16 protein-coding genes are annotated in these 18,017 nt (G+C 66.9%); 12 read left to right on the top strand and 4 right to left on the bottom strand.

Going from position 1 to position 18,017, the window contains the following annotated elements; all coding sequences use genetic code 11:
- Positions 1 to 4: 4 nt before the first annotated feature.
- Both VGK27_03075 and VGK27_03070 read right to left on the bottom strand, forming a co-directional pair.
- Positions 5 to 601 (bottom strand): molybdenum cofactor guanylyltransferase, encoded by a 597-nt coding sequence (locus VGK27_03075; protein ID HEY3489088.1) that lies wholly within the window; start codon positions 599 to 601, stop codon positions 5 to 7.
- A complete protein-coding gene (locus tag VGK27_03070) occupies positions 594 to 1,835 on the bottom strand; it encodes a molybdopterin molybdotransferase MoeA (protein HEY3489087.1) in 1,242 nt (413 codons plus the stop codon). The genes VGK27_03075 and VGK27_03070 overlap by 8 nt, the downstream gene beginning before the upstream one ends.
- Before the next feature lie 56 nt (positions 1,836 to 1,891).
- On the opposite strand from VGK27_03070, the gene mobB reads away from it, so the two are divergent.
- Genes mobB through VGK27_03050 form a run of 4 tightly spaced genes read left to right on the top strand, consistent with a single transcriptional unit; the run spans position 1,892 to position 9,682 of the window.
- Positions 1,892 to 2,452, top strand: a complete 561-nt coding sequence (gene mobB, locus VGK27_03065; GenBank protein HEY3489086.1) for a molybdopterin-guanine dinucleotide biosynthesis protein B — start codon at positions 1,892 to 1,894, stop codon at positions 2,450 to 2,452.
- Complete coding sequence (locus VGK27_03060) at positions 2,449 to 3,246, top strand: 4Fe-4S dicluster domain-containing protein (protein HEY3489085.1); 798 nt, start codon at positions 2,449 to 2,451, stop codon at positions 3,244 to 3,246. The genes mobB and VGK27_03060 overlap by 4 nt, the downstream gene beginning before the upstream one ends.
- The gene (locus tag VGK27_03055) at positions 3,243 to 6,470 is read left to right on the top strand and encodes a molybdopterin-dependent oxidoreductase (protein ID HEY3489084.1); all 3,228 of its coding nucleotides are present in this window, start codon (positions 3,243 to 3,245) and stop codon (positions 6,468 to 6,470) included. The genes VGK27_03060 and VGK27_03055 overlap by 4 nt, the downstream gene beginning before the upstream one ends.
- Positions 6,471 to 6,481: 11 nt before the next feature.
- Positions 6,482 to 9,682 carry a molybdopterin-dependent oxidoreductase gene (locus tag VGK27_03050; protein HEY3489083.1) on the top strand — a complete coding sequence of 1,067 codons (3,201 nt, stop codon included), beginning with the start codon at positions 6,482 to 6,484 and terminating at the stop codon, positions 9,680 to 9,682.
- On the opposite strand, the gene VGK27_03045 is transcribed toward VGK27_03050, so the two are convergent.
- On the bottom strand, positions 9,649 to 10,506 hold the full coding sequence (locus VGK27_03045) for a methylated-DNA--[protein]-cysteine S-methyltransferase (protein HEY3489082.1): 858 nt from the start codon (positions 10,504 to 10,506) through the stop codon (positions 9,649 to 9,651). The genes VGK27_03050 and VGK27_03045 overlap by 34 nt on opposite strands.
- A 136-nt stretch (positions 10,507 to 10,642) precedes the next feature.
- Between VGK27_03045 and VGK27_03040 the strand changes: the two genes are divergently transcribed.
- Genes VGK27_03040 through VGK27_03020 form a run of 5 tightly spaced genes read left to right on the top strand, consistent with a single transcriptional unit; the run spans position 10,643 to position 15,108 of the window.
- On the top strand, positions 10,643 to 12,085 hold the full coding sequence (locus tag VGK27_03040; GenBank protein ID HEY3489081.1) for a menaquinone biosynthesis decarboxylase: 1,443 nt from the start codon (positions 10,643 to 10,645) through the stop codon (positions 12,083 to 12,085).
- Positions 12,086 to 12,090: 5 nt separating this feature from the next.
- Positions 12,091 to 12,960 (top strand): UbiA-like polyprenyltransferase, encoded by an 870-nt coding sequence (locus VGK27_03035; protein HEY3489080.1) that lies wholly within the window; start codon positions 12,091 to 12,093, stop codon positions 12,958 to 12,960.
- 43 nt (positions 12,961 to 13,003) lie between these two features.
- Positions 13,004 to 13,615 carry a flavin prenyltransferase UbiX gene (locus VGK27_03030; protein ID HEY3489079.1) on the top strand — a complete coding sequence of 204 codons (612 nt, stop codon included), beginning with the start codon at positions 13,004 to 13,006 and terminating at the stop codon, positions 13,613 to 13,615.
- 60 nt (positions 13,616 to 13,675) lie between these two features.
- A complete protein-coding gene (locus VGK27_03025; GenBank protein ID HEY3489078.1) occupies positions 13,676 to 14,032 on the top strand; it encodes a response regulator in 357 nt (118 codons plus the stop codon).
- Positions 14,029 to 15,108, top strand: a complete 1,080-nt coding sequence (locus tag VGK27_03020) for a GAF domain-containing protein (protein ID HEY3489077.1) — start codon at positions 14,029 to 14,031, stop codon at positions 15,106 to 15,108. The genes VGK27_03025 and VGK27_03020 overlap by 4 nt, the downstream gene beginning before the upstream one ends.
- A gap of 19 nt (positions 15,109 to 15,127) precedes the next feature.
- Here VGK27_03020 and VGK27_03015 read toward each other — a convergent pair whose 3' ends face one another.
- Positions 15,128 to 15,568, bottom strand: coding sequence for a hypothetical protein (locus VGK27_03015; protein ID HEY3489076.1), 441 nt, complete (start codon positions 15,566 to 15,568; stop codon positions 15,128 to 15,130).
- A gap of 80 nt (positions 15,569 to 15,648) precedes the next feature.
- On the opposite strand from VGK27_03015, the gene VGK27_03010 reads away from it, so the two are divergent.
- The 3 genes from VGK27_03010 to fmt are packed head-to-tail and all read left to right on the top strand — an operon-like array spanning position 15,649 to position 18,016.
- On the top strand, positions 15,649 to 16,608 hold the full coding sequence (locus VGK27_03010) for a GGDEF domain-containing protein (GenBank protein HEY3489075.1): 960 nt from the start codon (positions 15,649 to 15,651) through the stop codon (positions 16,606 to 16,608).
- Positions 16,580 to 17,044 carry a peptide deformylase gene (def, locus tag VGK27_03005; protein ID HEY3489074.1) on the top strand — a complete coding sequence of 155 codons (465 nt, stop codon included), beginning with the start codon at positions 16,580 to 16,582 and terminating at the stop codon, positions 17,042 to 17,044. The genes VGK27_03010 and def overlap by 29 nt, the downstream gene beginning before the upstream one ends.
- A gap of 21 nt (positions 17,045 to 17,065) precedes the next feature.
- Positions 17,066 to 18,016, top strand: a complete 951-nt coding sequence (fmt, locus tag VGK27_03000; GenBank protein HEY3489073.1) for a methionyl-tRNA formyltransferase — start codon at positions 17,066 to 17,068, stop codon at positions 18,014 to 18,016.
- Position 18,017 lies beyond the last annotated feature (1 nt).

Raw genomic sequence — 18,017 nt, 5'->3', positions numbered from 1 at the left:
CGGCTCAGCCCGGGCCGGCCTGCCACTCCTTCGAGGTATTGAAGTTCCGGAACGACGCGAATTCCGGATCGACCGCGGCGACCTCGACCGCCGTAACATTACGAACGGTCATTCGATCTGCCAGAGAAATCAACGATAGCCGCTCTTCGGCCAGCGCCGCCTCGACGGCCGGCAACGCCGATCTTCCCCAGATCGCGCAGAGTGGTTGGGCGCCATCGGGTCCGAACGGGAGCACGAGATCGATGCCCTCCCTCGTTTTTCCCGCCAGCAATCGCAGCAGTGATTCCGACAGGAAAGGCATGTCGCAGCCGCAGACGAACACGAACGGTGTGTCTGCGTGGCGCAACGCGGCATCGATGCCGGCGAGCGGTCCCAGCCCTGGAACCCGATCGGGGACGATGGGGAAAGCGAGGAACGGGTAGCGCTCGGGTGTATTGGAAACGACGAACGGGTCAAGGAATATGGTCGAAAGGCGGCGGAGGATGGCCTGGAGCATCGGCTCTCCCCGGAACGGGAGAAGCGCCTTGTCGCGTCCCATTCGCCGGGAGGCGCCGCCGGCCAGAACGGCGGCCGTGATCCGGGGCGCCGGAACGTCAGTCATTGCCGTCGAACAGCAGCTCACCCCAGACCGGGTAGAAGCGGACCGGGGCGCCGGCGGGAAGGTGCGTGGCCTCGGCGGGGATCTCGAAAACGCCCTCGGCCCAGACGGCCGAGACGAAATCGCCCGAGCCGTGCGAGGCGATCTCCTGGACGAACGTGGCTTTGCCCGAGCTTTCGAGTCGGGCCGCGGCGTATTTCAGCCGTCCGCTCCGGTTCTTCACGCCCTCCGCGAGCGGCAGCCAGGCCGGCTTGGGCAGGCAGTCGACGACGCCGCAGCAGCGCAGGAGGAAGGGGCGCACGAGCATCGCGAAATGGAGCATGACCGCGACCGGGTTTCCCGGCAGGCCGATCGCGACGTTGCCGCCGGGGGTCGCGCCGACGAAGATCGGCTTTCCCGGCTGGACGGCGACCTTGTGGAACAGCTGCGCGACGCCGCAGGCGGCGAGGCACTCGGGCACCAGGTCGGTGTCGCCGGCCGAGACACCGCCGGTGACGATCAGGACGTCCCGCGAAAGCCCGTCGCGCAGGCGGGCCGTCAGCGCCTCCCGCTCGTCGGGCGCGATGCCCAGGTAATCGACGTTGCGAAGACCGCCGGCGGCGAGCGCCGCGAGCAGGAAATGGGCATTCCCGTTCCGGATGAACGGCTGATCGACCTTTTCCCACGGTTCCTTCAACTCGCCGCCGGTGGCCAGCACGGCGATGGTGGGCGGAATCTGGACGGCGACTTCCCACTTGCCGACCGCGGCAAGCGTGGCGATGTGGCGCGGCTGCAGGAGCGTTCCGGACGAGACGAGAACCTCGCCGACCCGGGCGTCCTCTCCTTCCCGTGCCACATGCTGCCCCTCTCCCGGCGCTGCCGTGACGCGGATGTCCGGGCCTCCTTCGATGACTTCCGTTTCCTCGAACGGCACGACGGTATCGAAGGAAGGAGGGACCATCGCGCCGGTCATGATCTTCAGGGCGTCGTTTGCGGAGGCATCCCCCTCCCATCGCTGTCCCGGGCAAACGGTGCCGACGACCCGAAACGCGTGCCCGGCGTCCTGGCCTGCCCACCGGATGGCGTACCCGTCCATCGCCGCGCGGTCGAACGGCGGGATCGGCCGGTCGGAGACGATGTCTTCCGCGAGCACGCAACCGACGGCGTCGGGGAGGAGGACGATCCGCGTCCCGCAGGTTCGGGCCAGCGTGAGGAGGGCATCGACGGCTTCGTCGAACGGGAGCGGAGAGACATTCATCGGGATTCCCTCTGGTATAATCTGCTATCCGATCATTGTATGGAACAGGCGGTCCTTTGGGTAACGAAATGCCGGGCGTCCCCGTAATATGCTTCATCGGCCCGAAAAACTCGGGAAAGACGACGCTCCTCGAGAAGGTGATCCGGGAACTTTCGACGGCTGGGCTGCGCCTGGCTGCCTTCAAGCACGACGCCCATGAATTCCAGATCGACCACGAAGGCAAGGACTCCTGGCGATTCGCGGAAGCCGGCGCCGACAAGGTCATCATCTCGTCGGCTACGAAGACCGCGCTGGTCGAACGGCACGCGGTCGCGCCTTCGCTCGAATCGCTGGTGGGCCGCCACGCCCGCGACGTCGACCTCGTGCTGGTCGAAGGGTACAAGGCGTCGCGTTTCCCCAAGATCGTCGTGCACCGGTCGGCGACAGGCAAGCCGCCGCTCCCGGTCCCGGAATCCGAGCTGGTCGCCGTGGCGTCCGACGTGCCGGTCGCGACGTCGGCGCTGGTCGTCGACCTCGACGACGCCGGGGTGATCGCCATGCTGCTGCAGCGAATGGTCTCGAACAATGCGAGCCCGGCGGGGGTTCCCGCCGGTGCCGAAACGGAGGAAGATTCGTGAGCACGGAACCGGTCGATATTCTCGTCGCCATGCAGAAAGACCTCGTGCGCGCGCTCGACCGTCCCGATGCCGCCCGCCGCTGGGTGTTCATCATCGATCTCCGCAAGTGCGTCGGCTGCCGCGCCTGCACGGCCGCCTGTCTCGCCGAGAACGCGACGCCCCGCGGTCTCGCCTACCATCCGGTCTTCGAGGAGGAGTCGGGCATCTTCCCGAACGTCAGCCGCCGCTTCATCCCCCGCCCCTGCCAGCACTGCGACTTCCCGCCCTGTGTCGGCGTCTGTCCGAAGAAAGGGAAGGCCACCTACAAGAGCACCGAGGGGATCTCGGGCGGCATGGTGCTGATCGACTACGACGAGTGCATCCAGTGCGGCAAGTGCGTCAAGGCGTGCCCCTACAAGGCGCGCGGCCTGGACAAGATCCTCAACTGGTCCGACGGGGCGCCGTTCGTCCCCGACTACGAGAAGCGGCTGTCCGGCGAATACGGGAAGAAGTGGGCGCGCGACGGCAAGAGCATCAAGGTCGACACGCCGCGCAAGTGCCAGATGTGCTTCCACCGCATCCGCGAGGGAATCCTCCCGGCGTGCACCTCCACCTGCATCGGGCGCGCGCACTACTTCGGCGACGAGAACGATCCGCAAAGCGTCGTCGCGAAGGTGAAGAAGGAGGCGCTCGCCCACTCGCTCGTCTGGATCGGCAAGGTGTCCGAGTACAGCGCGCTGACGGGCAAGGTGACGTTCGGGGGCACCATGACCAACCCGCGCGTGGCCTACATATTGCCGGAGGGACATCGATGAGCCCGCGGGACCCGGCCGCTCCTGCCGGGCCGGGCTGCAACCGCCGCGATTTCCTCAAGGGGAGCGGCGCGCTGCTGGGCGGCGCCCTGCTGGCGGCGCAGCTCGAATGGGCGACCGGGCTGCTCGCCCGCGCCGAGGCGGGGACGCTGACGCCGGCCGAGAGCTACGAACTGGCGCGTGCGCAGAACATCCTCTACACCTCGTGCCTCCAGTGCAACAACAGTTGCGGCGTCAAGGTCAAGCTGATCGACGGCTTGGCGGTCAAGATCGACGGCAGCCCCTACTCCCCCTTCAGCATGGTTCCGAACCAGCCGATGGCGACGCCGCCGGCCGATGCGGCGAAGCTCGACGCCCCGATCTGCCCCAAGGGGCACGCCGGGCTCCAAACCGTCTACGACCCCTATCGCATCCGCAAGGTGCTCAAGCGCGCCGGGAAGCGTGGCGAAGGGAAATGGCGGACGATCGCGTTCGACCGGGCGGTGACCGAGATCGTCGAGGGAGGCAAGCTTTTCGCGCACGTCCCCGGCGAGGAGGAGCGTCACGTCGAAGGACTGAAGGACATCTGGGTGTTGCGTGACGCGGCGGTCGCGAAAGCGATGGCCGACGACGTCAAGACGATCCGCTCGGCGAAGGACAAGAAAAAGGCGGTCGCCGATTTCAAGGCGAAGCATGCGGCGAACCTCCACCTGCTGATCGATTCCGATCATCCCGACCTGGGCCCGAAGAACAACCAGTTCGTCTATTTCTGGGGCCGGATGAAGGGGGGCCGCACCGACTTCACGACGCGCTTCTTCAACGACTGCTTCGGCACGGTCAATACCCACACCCACACCTCGGCCTGCGTCGGCTCGATGCAGTACGCCGGGCGGGCGATGATGGAGCAATACGACGGCGCCGGTTTTTCGGGCGGCCCGAAGGGCTACTGGGGGGTCGACCACGAGCACGCCGAGTACTTGCTGTGTGCGGGCGTCAACATGTTCGACGCGAATTTCGGCCCGCCCCAGCGGGCGTCGCGCGTCATGCGGCGGATGGTCGCAGGCGACCTCAAGATCACCGTGGCCGACCCGCGCTTCTCGAAGCTGGCGTCGAAGGCGAACCGCTATCTTCCGGTCAACCCGGGGCAGGACGGCGCGCTGTTCATGGCGATCCTCCGGTGGATGATCGAGAACGGGAAGTACGACGCGAAATACCTCTCGGCCGCCAACAAGGCCGCCGCGACGGCGTCGGGAGAATCGACCTGGACCAATGCCGCGCTGCTCGTGAAGATCGGCGAAGACGGCCTGCCGGGGAAATTCCTGCGCGCCTCCGAGATCGGGCTCAAGGCCGCCGAGACCCGCAAGGGCAAGGACGGCAGGGAGCGCCGCTTCGAGTTCCTCGTCGCGCTGAAAAACGGCGCGCCGGTGGCGGTCGATCCGGACGACGATCAGGCGCCGGTGACGGGCGATCTGGCGGTCGACGGCAAGGTCGGCGGCATCCGGGTCAAGAGCGGCTTCCGGTTGGTGTCCGACGAGGCGAACCGGCAGTCCATGGCCGGGTGGTCGAAGCTCTGCGGCATCCCGGTAGCCGAGATCGAGACGGTCGCAAGCGAGCTCACCTCCCACGGCAAGAAGGCGGCGGTCGACATCTGCCGCGGCGTCTCGATGCATACCAACGGCTTCTACAACGTGACGGCGGCGGCGACGATCAATCTGCTGCTCGGCAACTACGACCACACGGGCGGCGTCATCCCGCAGGCGGCCTACAACGCCCTGGGCAACGGAAAGGGGCAGCCGTTCGACCTGCCCAAAGCGGTGCCCGGGAAGATCGGCTGCTTCGGGATCAGTGTCATCCGCCACGAGATCCGCTACGAGGACACGACGCTCTTTTCGGGCTACCCGTCGAAGCGGAACTGGTACCCGCTGTCGTCTGACCTCTACATGGAGGTCGTGCCGTCGATCGGCGACGCCTATCCGTATCCCGCCAAGGCGCTCATGACCTACATGGGCGCCCCGGTTTACACGATGCCCGGCGGCCACGCGATCATCGACATCCTGTGCGACACGACGAAGATCCCCCTCTACTTCGCGAGCGACATCCTCGTCGGGCCCACGAGCCAGTTCGCGGACTACATCTTCCCGGACCTCTCGTATCTCGAACGATGGGAGATGGGCGGGTCGCAGTGGGGCATGGCGTCGAAGGTCCAGCCGATGCGCCAGCCGCTGATCGCGCCGATCCCAGAGACGGTGGTCGTCTACGGGGAGACGGTGCCGGTCTCCTACGAGACGATGCTGATGGCGTTCGCCGAAAAGCTCGGGATGAAGGGATTCGGGAAGGACGGGTTCGGCCCGGGCCAGGACCTCACCCGTCCCGACGATTACTACCTCCGGATGGTGGTCAACGTCGCGCGCGACGGCGCGCCGGTGCCAGACGCCAGCGAAGCTGAGTTGGCGCTCTTCCTCGATTCGCGCCGTCACCTGCCGAAGTCCGTGTTCGACGCGGACCGGTGGGCCCGGATCGCGGGGGCCGACTGGGGCAAGGTGGTCCACCTGCTTAACCGCGGAGGGCGTTATCAGGATTACAAGGACGTCTATCCGGGCGAACTGGTGTCGAACCGGTACGGCAAGGGGATCAACTTCTACCAGGAGAAGACGGCCGGAACGCGCAATTCGATCACGGGAATCGCCAACCCCGGCTTGGCGACCTTTGTGCCCGTGTCGACGCTTTCGGGGAAATCGCCGGCCGAGGCGGGGCTGTCGTCGAAACGCTACCCGCTCCACATGATCACCCAGAAGGACATCACGCAGACCAAGTCGCGCACGATCACCAACTACTGGCTGACGACCGGCATCCGGCCCGAGAACGAGATCCTCGTCAACGCGCGCGACGCGAAGGCGCTGGGCTTCAAGGATGGCGACCGGGCACGCATCGTCTCGGCCACCAACCGGGACGGCACCTGGGAGCTCGGGCACGGGAAGCGCAAGCAGATCGTGGGGCGCGTGAAGCCGACCGAGACGATCAAGCCGGGCGTCATCTCGTTTACGATCGGGCACGGGCAATGGGCGAGCGGCGCCTCCGACATCGAGATCGACGGGAAGACGGTCCCGGGCGACCCGAGGCGCGGCGTCGGCTTCAACGCCAACGCGTCGATGTGGATCGACCCCTACGTAAAGAACACGGCGTTGGTCGATCCCGTCGGCGGCAGCCTCTCGTTCTACGACACGATGGTCGCGCTGGAAAAGGCGTGATGGAGGAGAAAGTGCACAAAAAAGGCCACTGCTCCCGGCGCGATTTCCTCAAAGGGACCGGGGCGCTGCTCGGGGGGGCGCTGCTGGCGTCGCAACTCGAATGGGCGACGGGGCTGCTCGCGCGCGCCGAGGCCGGGACGCTCGGGACCGGCGAAGCGTACGAGCTGGCCAAGGCGCGCAACATCCTCTACACCGCGTGCCTCCAGTGCAATACGGGTTGCAGCATCAAGGTCAAGCTGATCGACGGCTTGGCGGTCAAGATCGACGGGAGCCCGTACTCTCCCTTCAACGCCCTGCCGAGCGTCCCGATGGCAACCGCTCCGGAAGACGTCGCGAAGCTCGATGTCCCGGTCTGCCCCAAGGGGCACGCCGGCCTCCAGACGGCCTACGACCCTTATCGCATCCGGAAGGTGCTCAAGCGCGCCGGGCGACGGGGCGAGGGGAAGTGGCAAACCATTGCATTCGACCAGGCGGTGCGCGAGATCGTCGAGGGGGGCTTGCTGTTCGCTCACGTGCCGGGCGAGGAGCGGCGTCACGTCGAAGGGCTGCGGGCGATCTGGGCACTGCGCGACGCGAAGATCGCAAAAGCGATGGCCGGCGATGTCAAGGCGATCGCGAAGGCCGGCGACAAGAAGCAGGCGGTGGCCGACTTCAAGAAGAAGCACGCGGCGAGCCTGCACCTGCTGATCGATCCCGACCACCCCGACCTGGGGCCGAAGAACAACCAGATGGTCTTCCAGTGGGGGCGCATGAAGGGCGGGCGGTCCGAGTTCGGCCAGCGCTTCTTCGCCGATGGCTTCGGCACGGTCAACACGCACGGCCACACGACGGTCTGCCAGGGATCGCTCTACTTCACCTGCAAGGCGATGAGCCACCAGTACGATGGGGAGTCGTTCTCCGGCGGCTCGAACTTCTACTGGCAGGGCGACATCGAGCACGCGACCTACGCGCTGTTCGTCGGGTCGAACCTGTTCGACGCCAACTACGGCCCCCCGAACCGATCGGCGCGCATCACGCAGCGGCTGGTCGACGGTTCCCTGAAGATCGCGGTGGCCGACCCGCGCTTCTCGAAGCTGGCGTCCAAGGCCAACCGCTACCTGCCGGTCGTGCCCGGGGAGGACGCCGCGCTGTTCATGGGGATCATCAAGACGATGATCGACGGCGGGCTTTACGACGCGAAATATCTGGCGTGCGCCAACAAGGCGGCCGCCGCGGCTGCGGGCGAGACGACCTGGAGCAACGCGACGCTGCTCGTGAAGATCGGCGACGACGGCGCGCCGGGCCGCTTCCTGCGCGCCTCCGAGATCGGGGTCAAAGGTCCGGAACCCCGGATGGGCAAGGACGGGAAGGAGCGCCCCTTCGAATACCTCGTCGCCCTGAAGGACGGCGAGCCGGTGGCCGTCGACCCGAATGACGAGAAGACGCCGATCGCGGGCGACCTGATCGTCGATGCCAAGGTGCGCGGGGTGCGCGTCAAGAGCGGGCTGCAGATCATCGCCGACGCGGCCAACGAGAAGACGATGGCCGGGTGGTCGAAGCTGTGCGGCATCCCGGCGGCCGAGATCGGGACGGTGGCGCACGAGCTGGCGGCGCACGGCAAGAAGGCGGTCGTCGACGTCCACCGGGGCATCGCCCAGCACACCAACGGCTTCTACAACGTCACGGCCGCGATGACGGTCAACCTGCTGCTGGGCAACTTCGATCACGCGGGGGGGATGATCGCGGCGTCGACCTACAACGCCACGGGCGGGAAGCCGGGGCAGCCGACCGATCTCGCGGCGGCGCATCCCGGCAAGCTGCCGCGCTTCGGCACCAGCGTGATCCGCCACGACATCCGCTACGAGGATTCGACGCTGTTCGCGGGATATCCGGCCCGGCGCAACTGGTGGCCGCTCTCCTCCGACGTCTACGAGGAGACGCTGCCGTCGATCGGCGAAGGGTATCCCTACCCGGTCAAGGCGCTGTTCAGCTACATGGCCGCGCCCACCTATGCGCTGCCTGCGGCACAGGGCGGCATTTCCGTGCTCGCCGACGTCTCGAAGGTGCCGCTCTATTTCGCGAGCGACATCCTGGTCGGCCCCACATCCACCTACGCCGACTACGTCTTCCCCGACCTGTCCTACCTCGAGCGGTGGGAGATGCAGGGGTCGCACCCCAACATGCCGGCGAAGGTCCAGCCCATCCGGCAGCCGGTCATCGCGCCGATCCCCGAGACGGTCGTCGTCTACGGGGAAGCGATGCCGATCTCCTACGAGGCGCTGCTGATGGCGCTGGCCGAAAAGCTCGGCATGAAGGGATTCGGGAAGGACGGCTTCGAACCGGGGAAAGACTTCACGCGTCCCGACGATTTTTACATCCGGATGGTGGCCAACGTCGCGAACGACGGCGATCCGGTGGCCGACGCCGACGACGCCGAGACCGCACTCTTCCTCGACGCGCGGCGGCACCTTCCCAAGAGCGTGTTCGATGCGGCCCGCTGGGAGCGGATCGCGGGGCCCGAGTGGCGCAAGGTGGTCACCCTGCTCAACCGGGGCGGGCGCTTCCAGGAGTACCGGGAGATCCCGTCGGAGGGCCTAGTCGTCAACCGGTACGGTCGGGCGATCAACATCTACCAGGAAAAGACCGCGGGCACGCGCAACGCTTTCACGGGAGCGGCCAATCCGGGATACGCCCTCTACGTCCCGGTGAGGACGGCCATGGGGCAGACGCCCGAGGAGGCGGGGCTGACGCACGGATACCCGCTCCGGATGATCACCCAGAAGGACATCCTCCACACGAAGTCGCGCACGGTCGCCGACTACTGGACGCTGTCGATGCGGCCCGAGAACGCATTCATCCTGAACCCGGTCGACGCGAAGGCGCTGGGGCTTGCGGACGGCGCGCGGGCCCGCGTGGTGTCGGCCACCAACCGGGCGGGGGTGTGGGATCTGGGGCACGGCCGGAAGAAAGAGATGGTGGGGCGGGTCTCCGTGACCGAGACGATCCGGCCCGGCGTGATGACCTTCCTGCCCGGGTACGGCCACTGGGCGAGCGGCGCTTCCGACCTCGTCATCGACGGGAAGACGATCAAGGGCGACCCGGCGCGCGCCACCGGCTTCAGCGCCAATGCGGCGATGTGGACCGACCCGTACCTGAAGAACACGTGCCTGGTCGACCCCGTCGGCGGCAGCGTCTCGTTCTACGACACCCGGGTGACGCTCGAGAAGGCGTAGGCCGATTCCCAGGCGAGGATCGCCTTCTTCCGGGTCTCCCCCCAACGGTAGTTCGCGAAGGCGCCCGTCTTCCGAATGACCCGGTGGCACGGGATGAGATACGCCACGTCGTTGCGGGCGACCGCACTTCCAACGGCGCGCACGGCGCGGGGCGAGCCGACCTGCCCGGCGATCGTCTCGTACGAGACGACGCAACCCGGCGGAATCCGGACCAGCGCCTCCCACACCTTCACCTGGAAATTCGAGCCGCGGACGGCCACGGTCAGCGGGAGGCCGCCCCCTGGCCCCGGCGGCGCGAACACGCGCTCCGCGACGGCCTTCACGGCCCTGCCGTCCTCGACGAGCGTCGCGCGGCCCCACCGTTCGGCGAGCGACGCCAGGAATTCCTCCGGGTCGCTTCCCGACAGGAACGCCAGGCCGCAGATTCCCCTTGCCGTGATCGCCAGCAGGCAGTCGCCGAACGGGCTTGCCACGGTCCCGTACCGGATCGCGATCCCCTCCCCCGCGGATTTGAGCTCGCCCGGGGTGACGGCGTAAACGTTGACGACGAGATCATGCAGGCGGCCGGGGCCCGACAGCCCCGATGCGTAGGCCGCGTCGAGGACGCTCGCGGAATTCGCCAATAGCGCCCGGGCGTTCTCGGCGGTGAGGAACTGCAGGAACCGCTTCGGGCTGATCCCCGCCCAGCGGGTGAAGAGGCGCTGGAAGTGGAACGGGCTCAGCCCCGCGGCCGCAGCGACCTCGTCGAGGCCCGGCTGCCGGCGGAAATTCGTTTCCAGAAACCGGATCGCCTGTTCGATTCGCGCGTAATCGGACGCGGCCATGGGCGGCCTCCTTTTCCTTTTGAGCGCTTCCCCGTCTATCAAGATGCGCCGGGCGCGCCTCCCGCTCAACCCGATTCTTGCGGCGTGATATCATTCCCTCGTTTCGATCTATTCTTCCGAATATAAGGAGCTTCCGATGGCATTCCGCGACCTCCGCGAATTCATGGCCGCCCTGGAAAAGCGCGGCGAGCTGGTGAAAGTGACCGTGCCCGTCTCCTCCGAGCTCGAGGTGGCCGAGATCGCCGACCGGCTGATCAAGTCCGGGGGGCCGGCGGTGCTCTTCACCAACGTGAAGGGTGCGTCCGTGCCGCTGGTCATGAACCTGTTCGGCACGATGTCGCGGATGTGCCTCGCCCTCGGCGTGAAGAATCTCGACGAGATCGGCGCGCGGGTCAACGAATTGCTCGAGCCCGAGATCCCCACCGGCTTCCTCGACAAGCTTAAGATGCTGCCGAAGCTCGCCCAGATGGCCGACTTCCTCCCGAAGACCGTTTCCCACGCGCCGTGCCAGGAAGTGGTCGAGAAGGACAACGCCTCGCTGGCCTTCCTGCCGATCGTCAAGACGTGGCCCGACGACGGCGGTCCGTTCATCACGCTGCCCGCGGTGTTCACGAAGGACCCAAAGACGGGGCGACGCAACGTCGGCATGTATCGGATGCATGTCTACGACGAGCGCACGACGGGCATGCACTGGCACATCCACAAGGGGGGCGCCGAGCACTACCGGGGCTTCAAGAAGGCGGCCGAGCGGATGCCGGTCGCGATTTCGCTGGGCGGCGACCCGGCGACGATGTACTCGGCGAGCGCGCCCGTCCCGCCCAACATCGACGAGATGATGTTCTCCGGCTTCCTGCGGAAGGAGCCGGTCGAGATGGTCAAGTGCAAGACGGTCGACCTCGAGGTGCCGGCGCAGGCCGAGATCATCCTCGAGGGCTACGTCGACCCGGCCGAGCTTCGCACCGAGGGGCCGTTCGGCGACCACACCGGCTATTATTCGCTGGCCGACCAGTATCCCGTGTTTCACCTCACCTGCGTCACGCGCCGCAAGGACGCGATCTACCCGGCGACCATCGTGGGCAAGCCGCCGATGGAGGACGTCTACCTGGGCAAGGCGACCGAGCGGATCTTCCTGCCGATGCTGCAGAAGGTGCTGCCCGAGGTCGTCGACATGAACCTGCCGATCGAGGGGATCTTCCACAACTATGTCTTCCTGTCGATCGACAAGAAGTACCCCGGCCACGCCCGCAAGGTGATGAGCGCGGTGTGGGGTATGGGGCTCATGATGTTCTCGAAGTTCGTCGTGGTCTTCGACGCCGACGTCGACATCCAGAATCTGTCCGAGGTGATCTGGCGGATCGGCAACAACGTCGACCCCAAGCGCGACACGATGATCGTCGAGGGGCCGGTCGACGCGCTCGAGCACGCCTCCCCGATCCCGCACTACGGCTCCAAGATGGGGATCGACGCGACGCGCAAGTGGGCGTCCGAAGGCTTTGCCCGCGAGTGGCCCGACGACATCTCGATGCCGAAGGAGGTCACCGACCTCGTGACGAAGCGCTGGAAGGAGTACGGGTTCTGATCGCCATGTTTCGCCGCATCGCCGTCTATCTCGAGATGATCAAGATCGCGCACACGGTTTTCGCGCTGCCGTTCGCGATGATGGGGATGTTCCTCGCGGCGCGCGAGATCGGGCGGCCGTACGCACTGCCGTCGCTCACCACGATCGGCTGGATCATCCTCGCAATGGTCGGGGCGCGCAGCGCGGCGATGGGCTTCAACCGGATCGTCGATGCCGACATCGACGCGAAGAATCCGCGCACGAGAATGCGGGCGATCCCCGCGGGGATGGTCGACCGGCGATCCGCGATGCGTTTCACGGCGATGTTCGCGGGCCTGCTGGTCTTTTCCGCATACAAGCTCAACCCGCTCTGCTTCAGGCTGTCGCCCGTGCTGCTCGTCCTTCTTTTTTCCTATTCGTACATGAAGCGGGTCACATGGGCGTGCCACCTGGTGCTGGGCGTCTGCCTCGGCATCGCGCCGCTCGCCGCCTGGATGGCGGTCACCGGGACGTACGACCCGCGGATGCTGGTCTTCTGCCTCGCGGTCATGTTCTGGGTGGCCGGCTTCGACATCTTCTACGCGCTTCAGGACATCGCGTTCGACCGGTCGCAGGGAATCCACTCGATCCCGCGGCTGCTGGGCGTCCGCGGCGCCTTGTGGACTGCGCACGCCTTCCACTTGGCGATGGCGGCGCTGTTGCTCGTGGGGTATCATGAGTTCGGGCTGGGGTATTGGTACCTGGCCGGCTGGGGAATCTGCGCGGCGACGCTCGTCTACGAGCATGCGATCGTCCGGCCCGACGACCTGTCGCGGGTCAACGTGGCGTTCTTCAACCTCAACGGCGTCATCAGCATCGTGCTGGGAATCTGCACCTACCTCGACCTGGCGCTCTGACCGTTTCGGCGGCGTCCGGTCCCTCGGGAGGCAAGTCGGCAGCATGAGAATCCTTCTGGGGATATCCGGCGCAAGCGGCGCGATCTACGGCGTCCGCACCGGCGAACTCCTGGTGGCCGCCGGCGCCGAGCTGCATGTCCTCGTCACCCGGACCGCTTGGGAGATCCTGGCCGCCGAGCTGCCCGGGGACGACCCGCTGCCGGAGTCCCGGCCCGCGCGCCAGGAATGGCTGGCCGTCCGGATGAAGTGCCACCCGTCGTCGTTCCGACTTCACCCAGAGAACGATTTCTCGATCCCGTTCACCTCGGGCTCCAATCCGCCCGACGCGATGATCGTCGCGCCCTGCTCGATGGGCACGGCCGCCCGCATCGCCCACGGCCTCTCCTCGTCGGTGCTTTTGCGCTGCGCCGACGTTGCGCTCAAGGAAAAAAAACCGCTCGTGCTGCTGCCGCGGGAAATGCCGTTCTCGGCGATCCACCTCGAAAACCTGCTGGCGCTGTCGCGCGCCGGCGCCGACATTCTGCCTGCCTGCCCGGGATTTTACCACCGGCCTCAGACGGTCGCCGAGCTGGTCGATTTCGTCGTCTCGCGCGTGCTGTCGCGCATCGGGATCGATCCGGGACTTCAGGCCAAGTGGGGGGAAGATGCAAGGTAACTTGTTGCACGGGTATACGATATCCGGCAGGGGCACATGGTCCCGGGGAGGGCGGTTCCAATGAAGAAGATCCTGGTGGTCGACGACGAAGAAAACATCCGCGAGCTGTTTCGGGACGAGCTGGTCGAGCAGGGCTTCGTGGTCGAACTGGCCGAGGACGGCTTCATCGCGCTCGAGAAACTGGATTCGTTCAAGCCCGACCTCGTGACGCTCGACGTCAAGATGCCCGGGATCGACGGCCTCGAGGTGTTGCGCCGCATCCGCGAGAAGGACGTCAACATTCCCGTGCTGCTGCTGACCGCGTTCGGCGAGTTCCGGCAGGACTTCAACACGTGGGCGTCCGATGCCTACGTCGTCAAGTCGGCCAACCTGACCGAACTGGTCGAGACCGTCCACACGCTTCTGGGCACGAGATGACCGTCTTCTCCGTCCTGCGGGCGGCGCTGTTCGGGAAGCCGCCGCGCGCCGAGGATCCCAAGGAGGTGGCGCTGGCCGCCGCGCTCACGTCGGGGCTGTTCGAGGTGTCCGAGGCGATGAGCACCCGCGTGGGTGACGTGCAGCGCAGCCTCGACCTCATCGCCTCCGCGACCGCCTCGGTGCTGAGGGTCGAGCGGTGCATCCTGCTGCTCAAGGCGCCGGGCGAGGAGATGCTGGTCGTCCGGTCGATCGCGGGGCTGCAGCGCGGGCGGGGCTTCGAGAAATACAAGCAGGAGATGCACGACAACGTCTTCGCGCAGATCATTTCCAGCGGACAGGGGCTGATCGTCTCCGAAAGCCAGATGGGCAGCGACCGGAAGCTGCTGCGGCTGATGCACCGGGTCGGCGTCAAGGGGTTCCTGGCGGCGCCCGTGCAGGCGCCCGGCATGGTGCTCGGCGTGCTGGCGGCCGCCACGCCGATGGACGGCCGCTCCCCCGGCGACACCGATCTCAAGCTGCTGTCGGTCATGGCCAACTTCGCCGGCGTCGCGCTCGAGAATGCCGAGATGGTGACCAAGCTCGACCGGAAGGCGCGCAAGCTGGCCGCGATCTTCGCCATCAGCAAGGCGCTCAACGAGGAGAAGGACCCGTCCGTCCTGTTCCAGCTCATCGTCGACCGGGCGACCGAGCTGATGGGGGCCTCCTCGGGATCGATGATCCTGGTCGACCGCGAGACGGGGGTGTTGCGGATCGAGGCCGAGCAGGGGCTGGGCGAGTCGGTCAAATCCGAGATCCGGCTCCGGATCGGTGAGGGGATCACCGGCTACGTCGCGCAGGAAGGCGTGCCCATTCTGGTGACCGACGTGCGAACCGACGACCGGTACGTCGAGGCCAATCCCAACGTGCGCTCGGAGATGGCGGTCCCGATCAAGTGGGGGAGCGAGGTGGTGGGCGTCATCAACCTCGACCATCACGCGGTCGAGGCGTTTTCGGACGAGGATCTCGAGCTGCTCATCGCATTCGCCAACGTCGCGGCCGTGGCGTTGCGCAACGCCGACGTCCTGGGCGGACGATGACCCCCGGGCGGGACCCGGGCTAGAGCCGCCCCGCGTTGTCGTATTTCTTGGGGTGATGGCACGCCGGCGTGCAAGACCCGCCCTTCTCCGTGACGGTCACCTTGATCTTTTTTCCCCAGATGAACTTTCCCGCCGTCTCGTCCCAGACGTGGCACACCGAGCAGTTGACGCCGTCGGGCTGCCGATAGACATGGAGACCGTGCAGGTTCTTGCCCATCGTCGTGTCGCGCCAGTTGGTCTCGACGTTGAAATCCTCGTCCTCGAAAACGGGTCTCGGGTGGCACGGGATGCAGGCGGCGTATTTCTCGGGCAGGTAGATGAGGAATTCCCCCGGGGGAAGATGCCGGAAGGCAACGCGATGTTTAGACGCGGTGTCGTCGGGGTCGGCGAACGCGGCGAGGGCCAGGGCGGACAGCGCGATCCCTGCGAGTGCGACGGCGGCGAAACGGGTAGATTTCATCGAAAAAGCCGTATCCTTTTCTGTTTTATTTATCAATAATAATGGGACTGCCGACCCCAGGCAAGAAGAGGAACCCTCCCTTGGAACGCGCCGTACTGGTTGCCCGCCCGATTTGGCCCGCCTTGAACCGGATCGCCGGACTCGTCGGGGATTCGGGCTACCACGTCGAGCGCGCGGCATCCTGGGCCCGGCTGGTCGATCCCGAATTTCCCGTCGACGGGCTCGTCGGGGTCGTCCTCGGCGAATACGGCCAGGTTGAAGAAGAACTCGACCTTCTGAACCGGTTCCGGGCCCGACGGGGCGCCTCGGGCGTACCGGTCGTGCTGGTCGGCGGCCACAACGCCCGCCAGAAGGAGCAGCTGTTCCGCGAGGCGGGCGCCGACCTGCTGCTGATGGCCGACGAGGATCCCGAGACGCTCGCCAACCATGTGCGGCCGATGCTGCGGCTTTCGGCCATGTACCGGTCGCTCGAGCTGCGCACGCGCGAGATCGGCGACCGGGCGGGGGTCGACGAGCTCACCGGCCTGCCCAACCGCCGGCAGTTCACGAGCGACCTGCAACGTAACCTCGAGATGGCGCGCCGGATCGGGCGTCCCCTCTCCTGCATCATCGTCGACATCGACGACTTCCGCAACGTCAACGAGGCGCACGGCCAGCCGGTGGGCGATGCGGTGATCCGGCAGTTCGGCGAGGCGCTCGACCAGGGGCGCCGGGCGTACGACGCGATGGCGCGGCTGGGCGGGGACGAGTTCGCCTGGATCCTGGTCGACACCGACCGCGAGCAGGCGCTCAATGCCGCGCAGCGGGCGCAACGACTCCTGACCCAGAAGGCGTACGACGCCGACGGCAATCCGGTCAAGCTGACCGCCACGTTCGGCGTGGCCTCGGCCGGCCCGGGCGTCGACCTCACCGCCGATACGCTTGTCGGCAATGCGGACCGGGCGCTATACTGGGGAAAAGAGAGCGGAAAGAACGTCATCCGCTTCTATCCGCCGAAAAGGGCCGTCAACGATGATACGATCCATCCTCACATATCCTGATCCGTTTCTCGAAAAGAAGTCCGCCCCCGTCCCTTCCGTCGACAGCGGCGTTCGCCGGTTGATCGACGACATGTTCGAGACGATGTACGAGTCGCACGGCGTCGGCCTGGCCGCCCCGCAGATCGGCGTGGGCTTGCGCGTCATCGTAGTCGACGTGTCGGCGGTCGAGAAGGAGCACCCCGCTTTCGCGCTGGTCAATCCCGAGATCGTCGACCGGGTCGGCCGCGTCGAGGACGTCGAAGGGTGCCTGAGCGTTCCCGGCGTCGAGGGGATCGTCGCCCGGGCCGAAGAGGTCGAGGTCAAGGCGCTCGACGCGTCGGGCGACCCGGTCCGCTTCCGCGCCCGCGATTTCCTGGCGCGCGCCCTCCAGCACGAGATCGACCACCTCGACGGGGTGCTGTTCATCAGCCGCCTGGCCGCTTCGGCCGGCCGCTGAAGAACGATAGCGCGCCCCCGGATGTTTCTCTTCCAGCCGATCTTCAAGACCATCTTCATGGGCACGCCCGCGTTCGCGGTGCCCTCGCTTCGGGCGCTCGCCGACGCCGAGAACGTCACGCTCGTCGCGACCAACCCCGACCGCCCCGCCGGCCGGGGCAACGTGATCGCCCCGACGCCGGTCAAGGCCGAGGCGCAGCGGCTGGGCATTCCCGTCTTCCAGCCCGAGAAGGCGCGCAACCCCGATGCGGTCGCGCGCTTCGCCGAGGAAAAGCCAGACCTGATCGTCGTCGCCGCCTACGGCCACATCCTCCCGCAGTCGATCCTCGACATTCCGAAATACGGTTGCATCAACGTCCACGCCTCGCTTCTCCCCCGCTACCGGGGCGCCGCGCCGATCAACTGGGCGGTCGCGCGGGGCGAGACGGTGTCCGGCGTCACGATCATGAAGATGGACGCCGGTATGGATACGGGCCCCATCCTGCACGTCCGCGAGCTGCCCATCGGCGACGACGACACGGCCGAGACGATCTACCCGCGGCTGGCCGAGCTGGGCGCGCAGGCGCTGCGCGAGGCGTTGCAGATGCTCCATGACGACAAGCTCGTGGCGATCCCCCAGGACGACGCGCTGGCGACGACGGCGCCGATGCTCCGGAAGGAGCACGGGAAGGCCGACTGGTCGCGTTCCGCCCGCGATCTCCGCAACCTCGTGCGGGGGCTGACGCCGTGGCCCTCCGTGACCGCGGAGCACGGCGGCAAGGGGCTCAAGTTGATCGCCGTGACGGTGGCCGCCGAGGAGGGTTGCGCTGGGGCGCCGGGAGAGATCCTCTCCGCGGGGAAGGGCGGCGTGGTTGTCGCCTGCGGAAGCGGTTCCTTGCGGCTCGACACCGTCCAGCCCGAAGGGGGCAAGCCGATGGATTCCGCCGCATGGGCCCTCGGCCGGCAGATCAAGCCCGGCGACCGGCTGGCCTGAA

It is taken from the genome of Candidatus Deferrimicrobiaceae bacterium (assembly GCA_036504035.1).
Classification (GTDB): Bacteria; Desulfobacterota; Deferrimicrobia; order Deferrimicrobiales; family Deferrimicrobiaceae; genus JANXPS01.
Note: the sequence above shows the minus strand (reverse complement) of the source record. Positions and strands in the feature narration are given on the sequence as shown.

What these genes read in the sequence shown, in the direction of transcription:
- VGK27_03075 (HEY3489088.1), bottom strand. Translation starts at nt 601, where the DNA reads ATGACTGACGTTCCGGCGCCCCGGATCACGGCCGCCGTTCTGGCCGGC.
- VGK27_03070 (HEY3489087.1), bottom strand. Translation starts at nt 1,835, where the DNA reads ATGAATGTCTCTCCGCTCCCGTTCGACGAAGCCGTCGATGCCCTCCTC.
- VGK27_03055 (HEY3489084.1), top strand. Translation starts at nt 3,243, where the DNA reads ATGAGCCCGCGGGACCCGGCCGCTCCTGCCGGGCCGGGCTGCAACCGC.
- VGK27_03045 (HEY3489082.1), bottom strand. Translation starts at nt 10,506, where the DNA reads ATGGCCGCGTCCGATTACGCGCGAATCGAACAGGCGATCCGGTTTCTG.
- VGK27_03040 (HEY3489081.1), top strand. Translation starts at nt 10,643, where the DNA reads ATGGCATTCCGCGACCTCCGCGAATTCATGGCCGCCCTGGAAAAGCGC.
- VGK27_03035 (HEY3489080.1), top strand. Translation starts at nt 12,091, where the DNA reads ATGTTTCGCCGCATCGCCGTCTATCTCGAGATGATCAAGATCGCGCAC.
- VGK27_03030 (HEY3489079.1), top strand. Translation starts at nt 13,004, where the DNA reads ATGAGAATCCTTCTGGGGATATCCGGCGCAAGCGGCGCGATCTACGGC.
- VGK27_03025 (HEY3489078.1), top strand. Translation starts at nt 13,676, where the DNA reads ATGAAGAAGATCCTGGTGGTCGACGACGAAGAAAACATCCGCGAGCTG.
- VGK27_03020 (HEY3489077.1), top strand. Translation starts at nt 14,029, where the DNA reads ATGACCGTCTTCTCCGTCCTGCGGGCGGCGCTGTTCGGGAAGCCGCCG.
- VGK27_03015 (HEY3489076.1), bottom strand. Translation starts at nt 15,568, where the DNA reads ATGAAATCTACCCGTTTCGCCGCCGTCGCACTCGCAGGGATCGCGCTG.
- def (HEY3489074.1), top strand. Translation starts at nt 16,580, where the DNA reads ATGATACGATCCATCCTCACATATCCTGATCCGTTTCTCGAAAAGAAG.
- fmt (HEY3489073.1), top strand. Translation starts at nt 17,066, where the DNA reads ATGTTTCTCTTCCAGCCGATCTTCAAGACCATCTTCATGGGCACGCCC.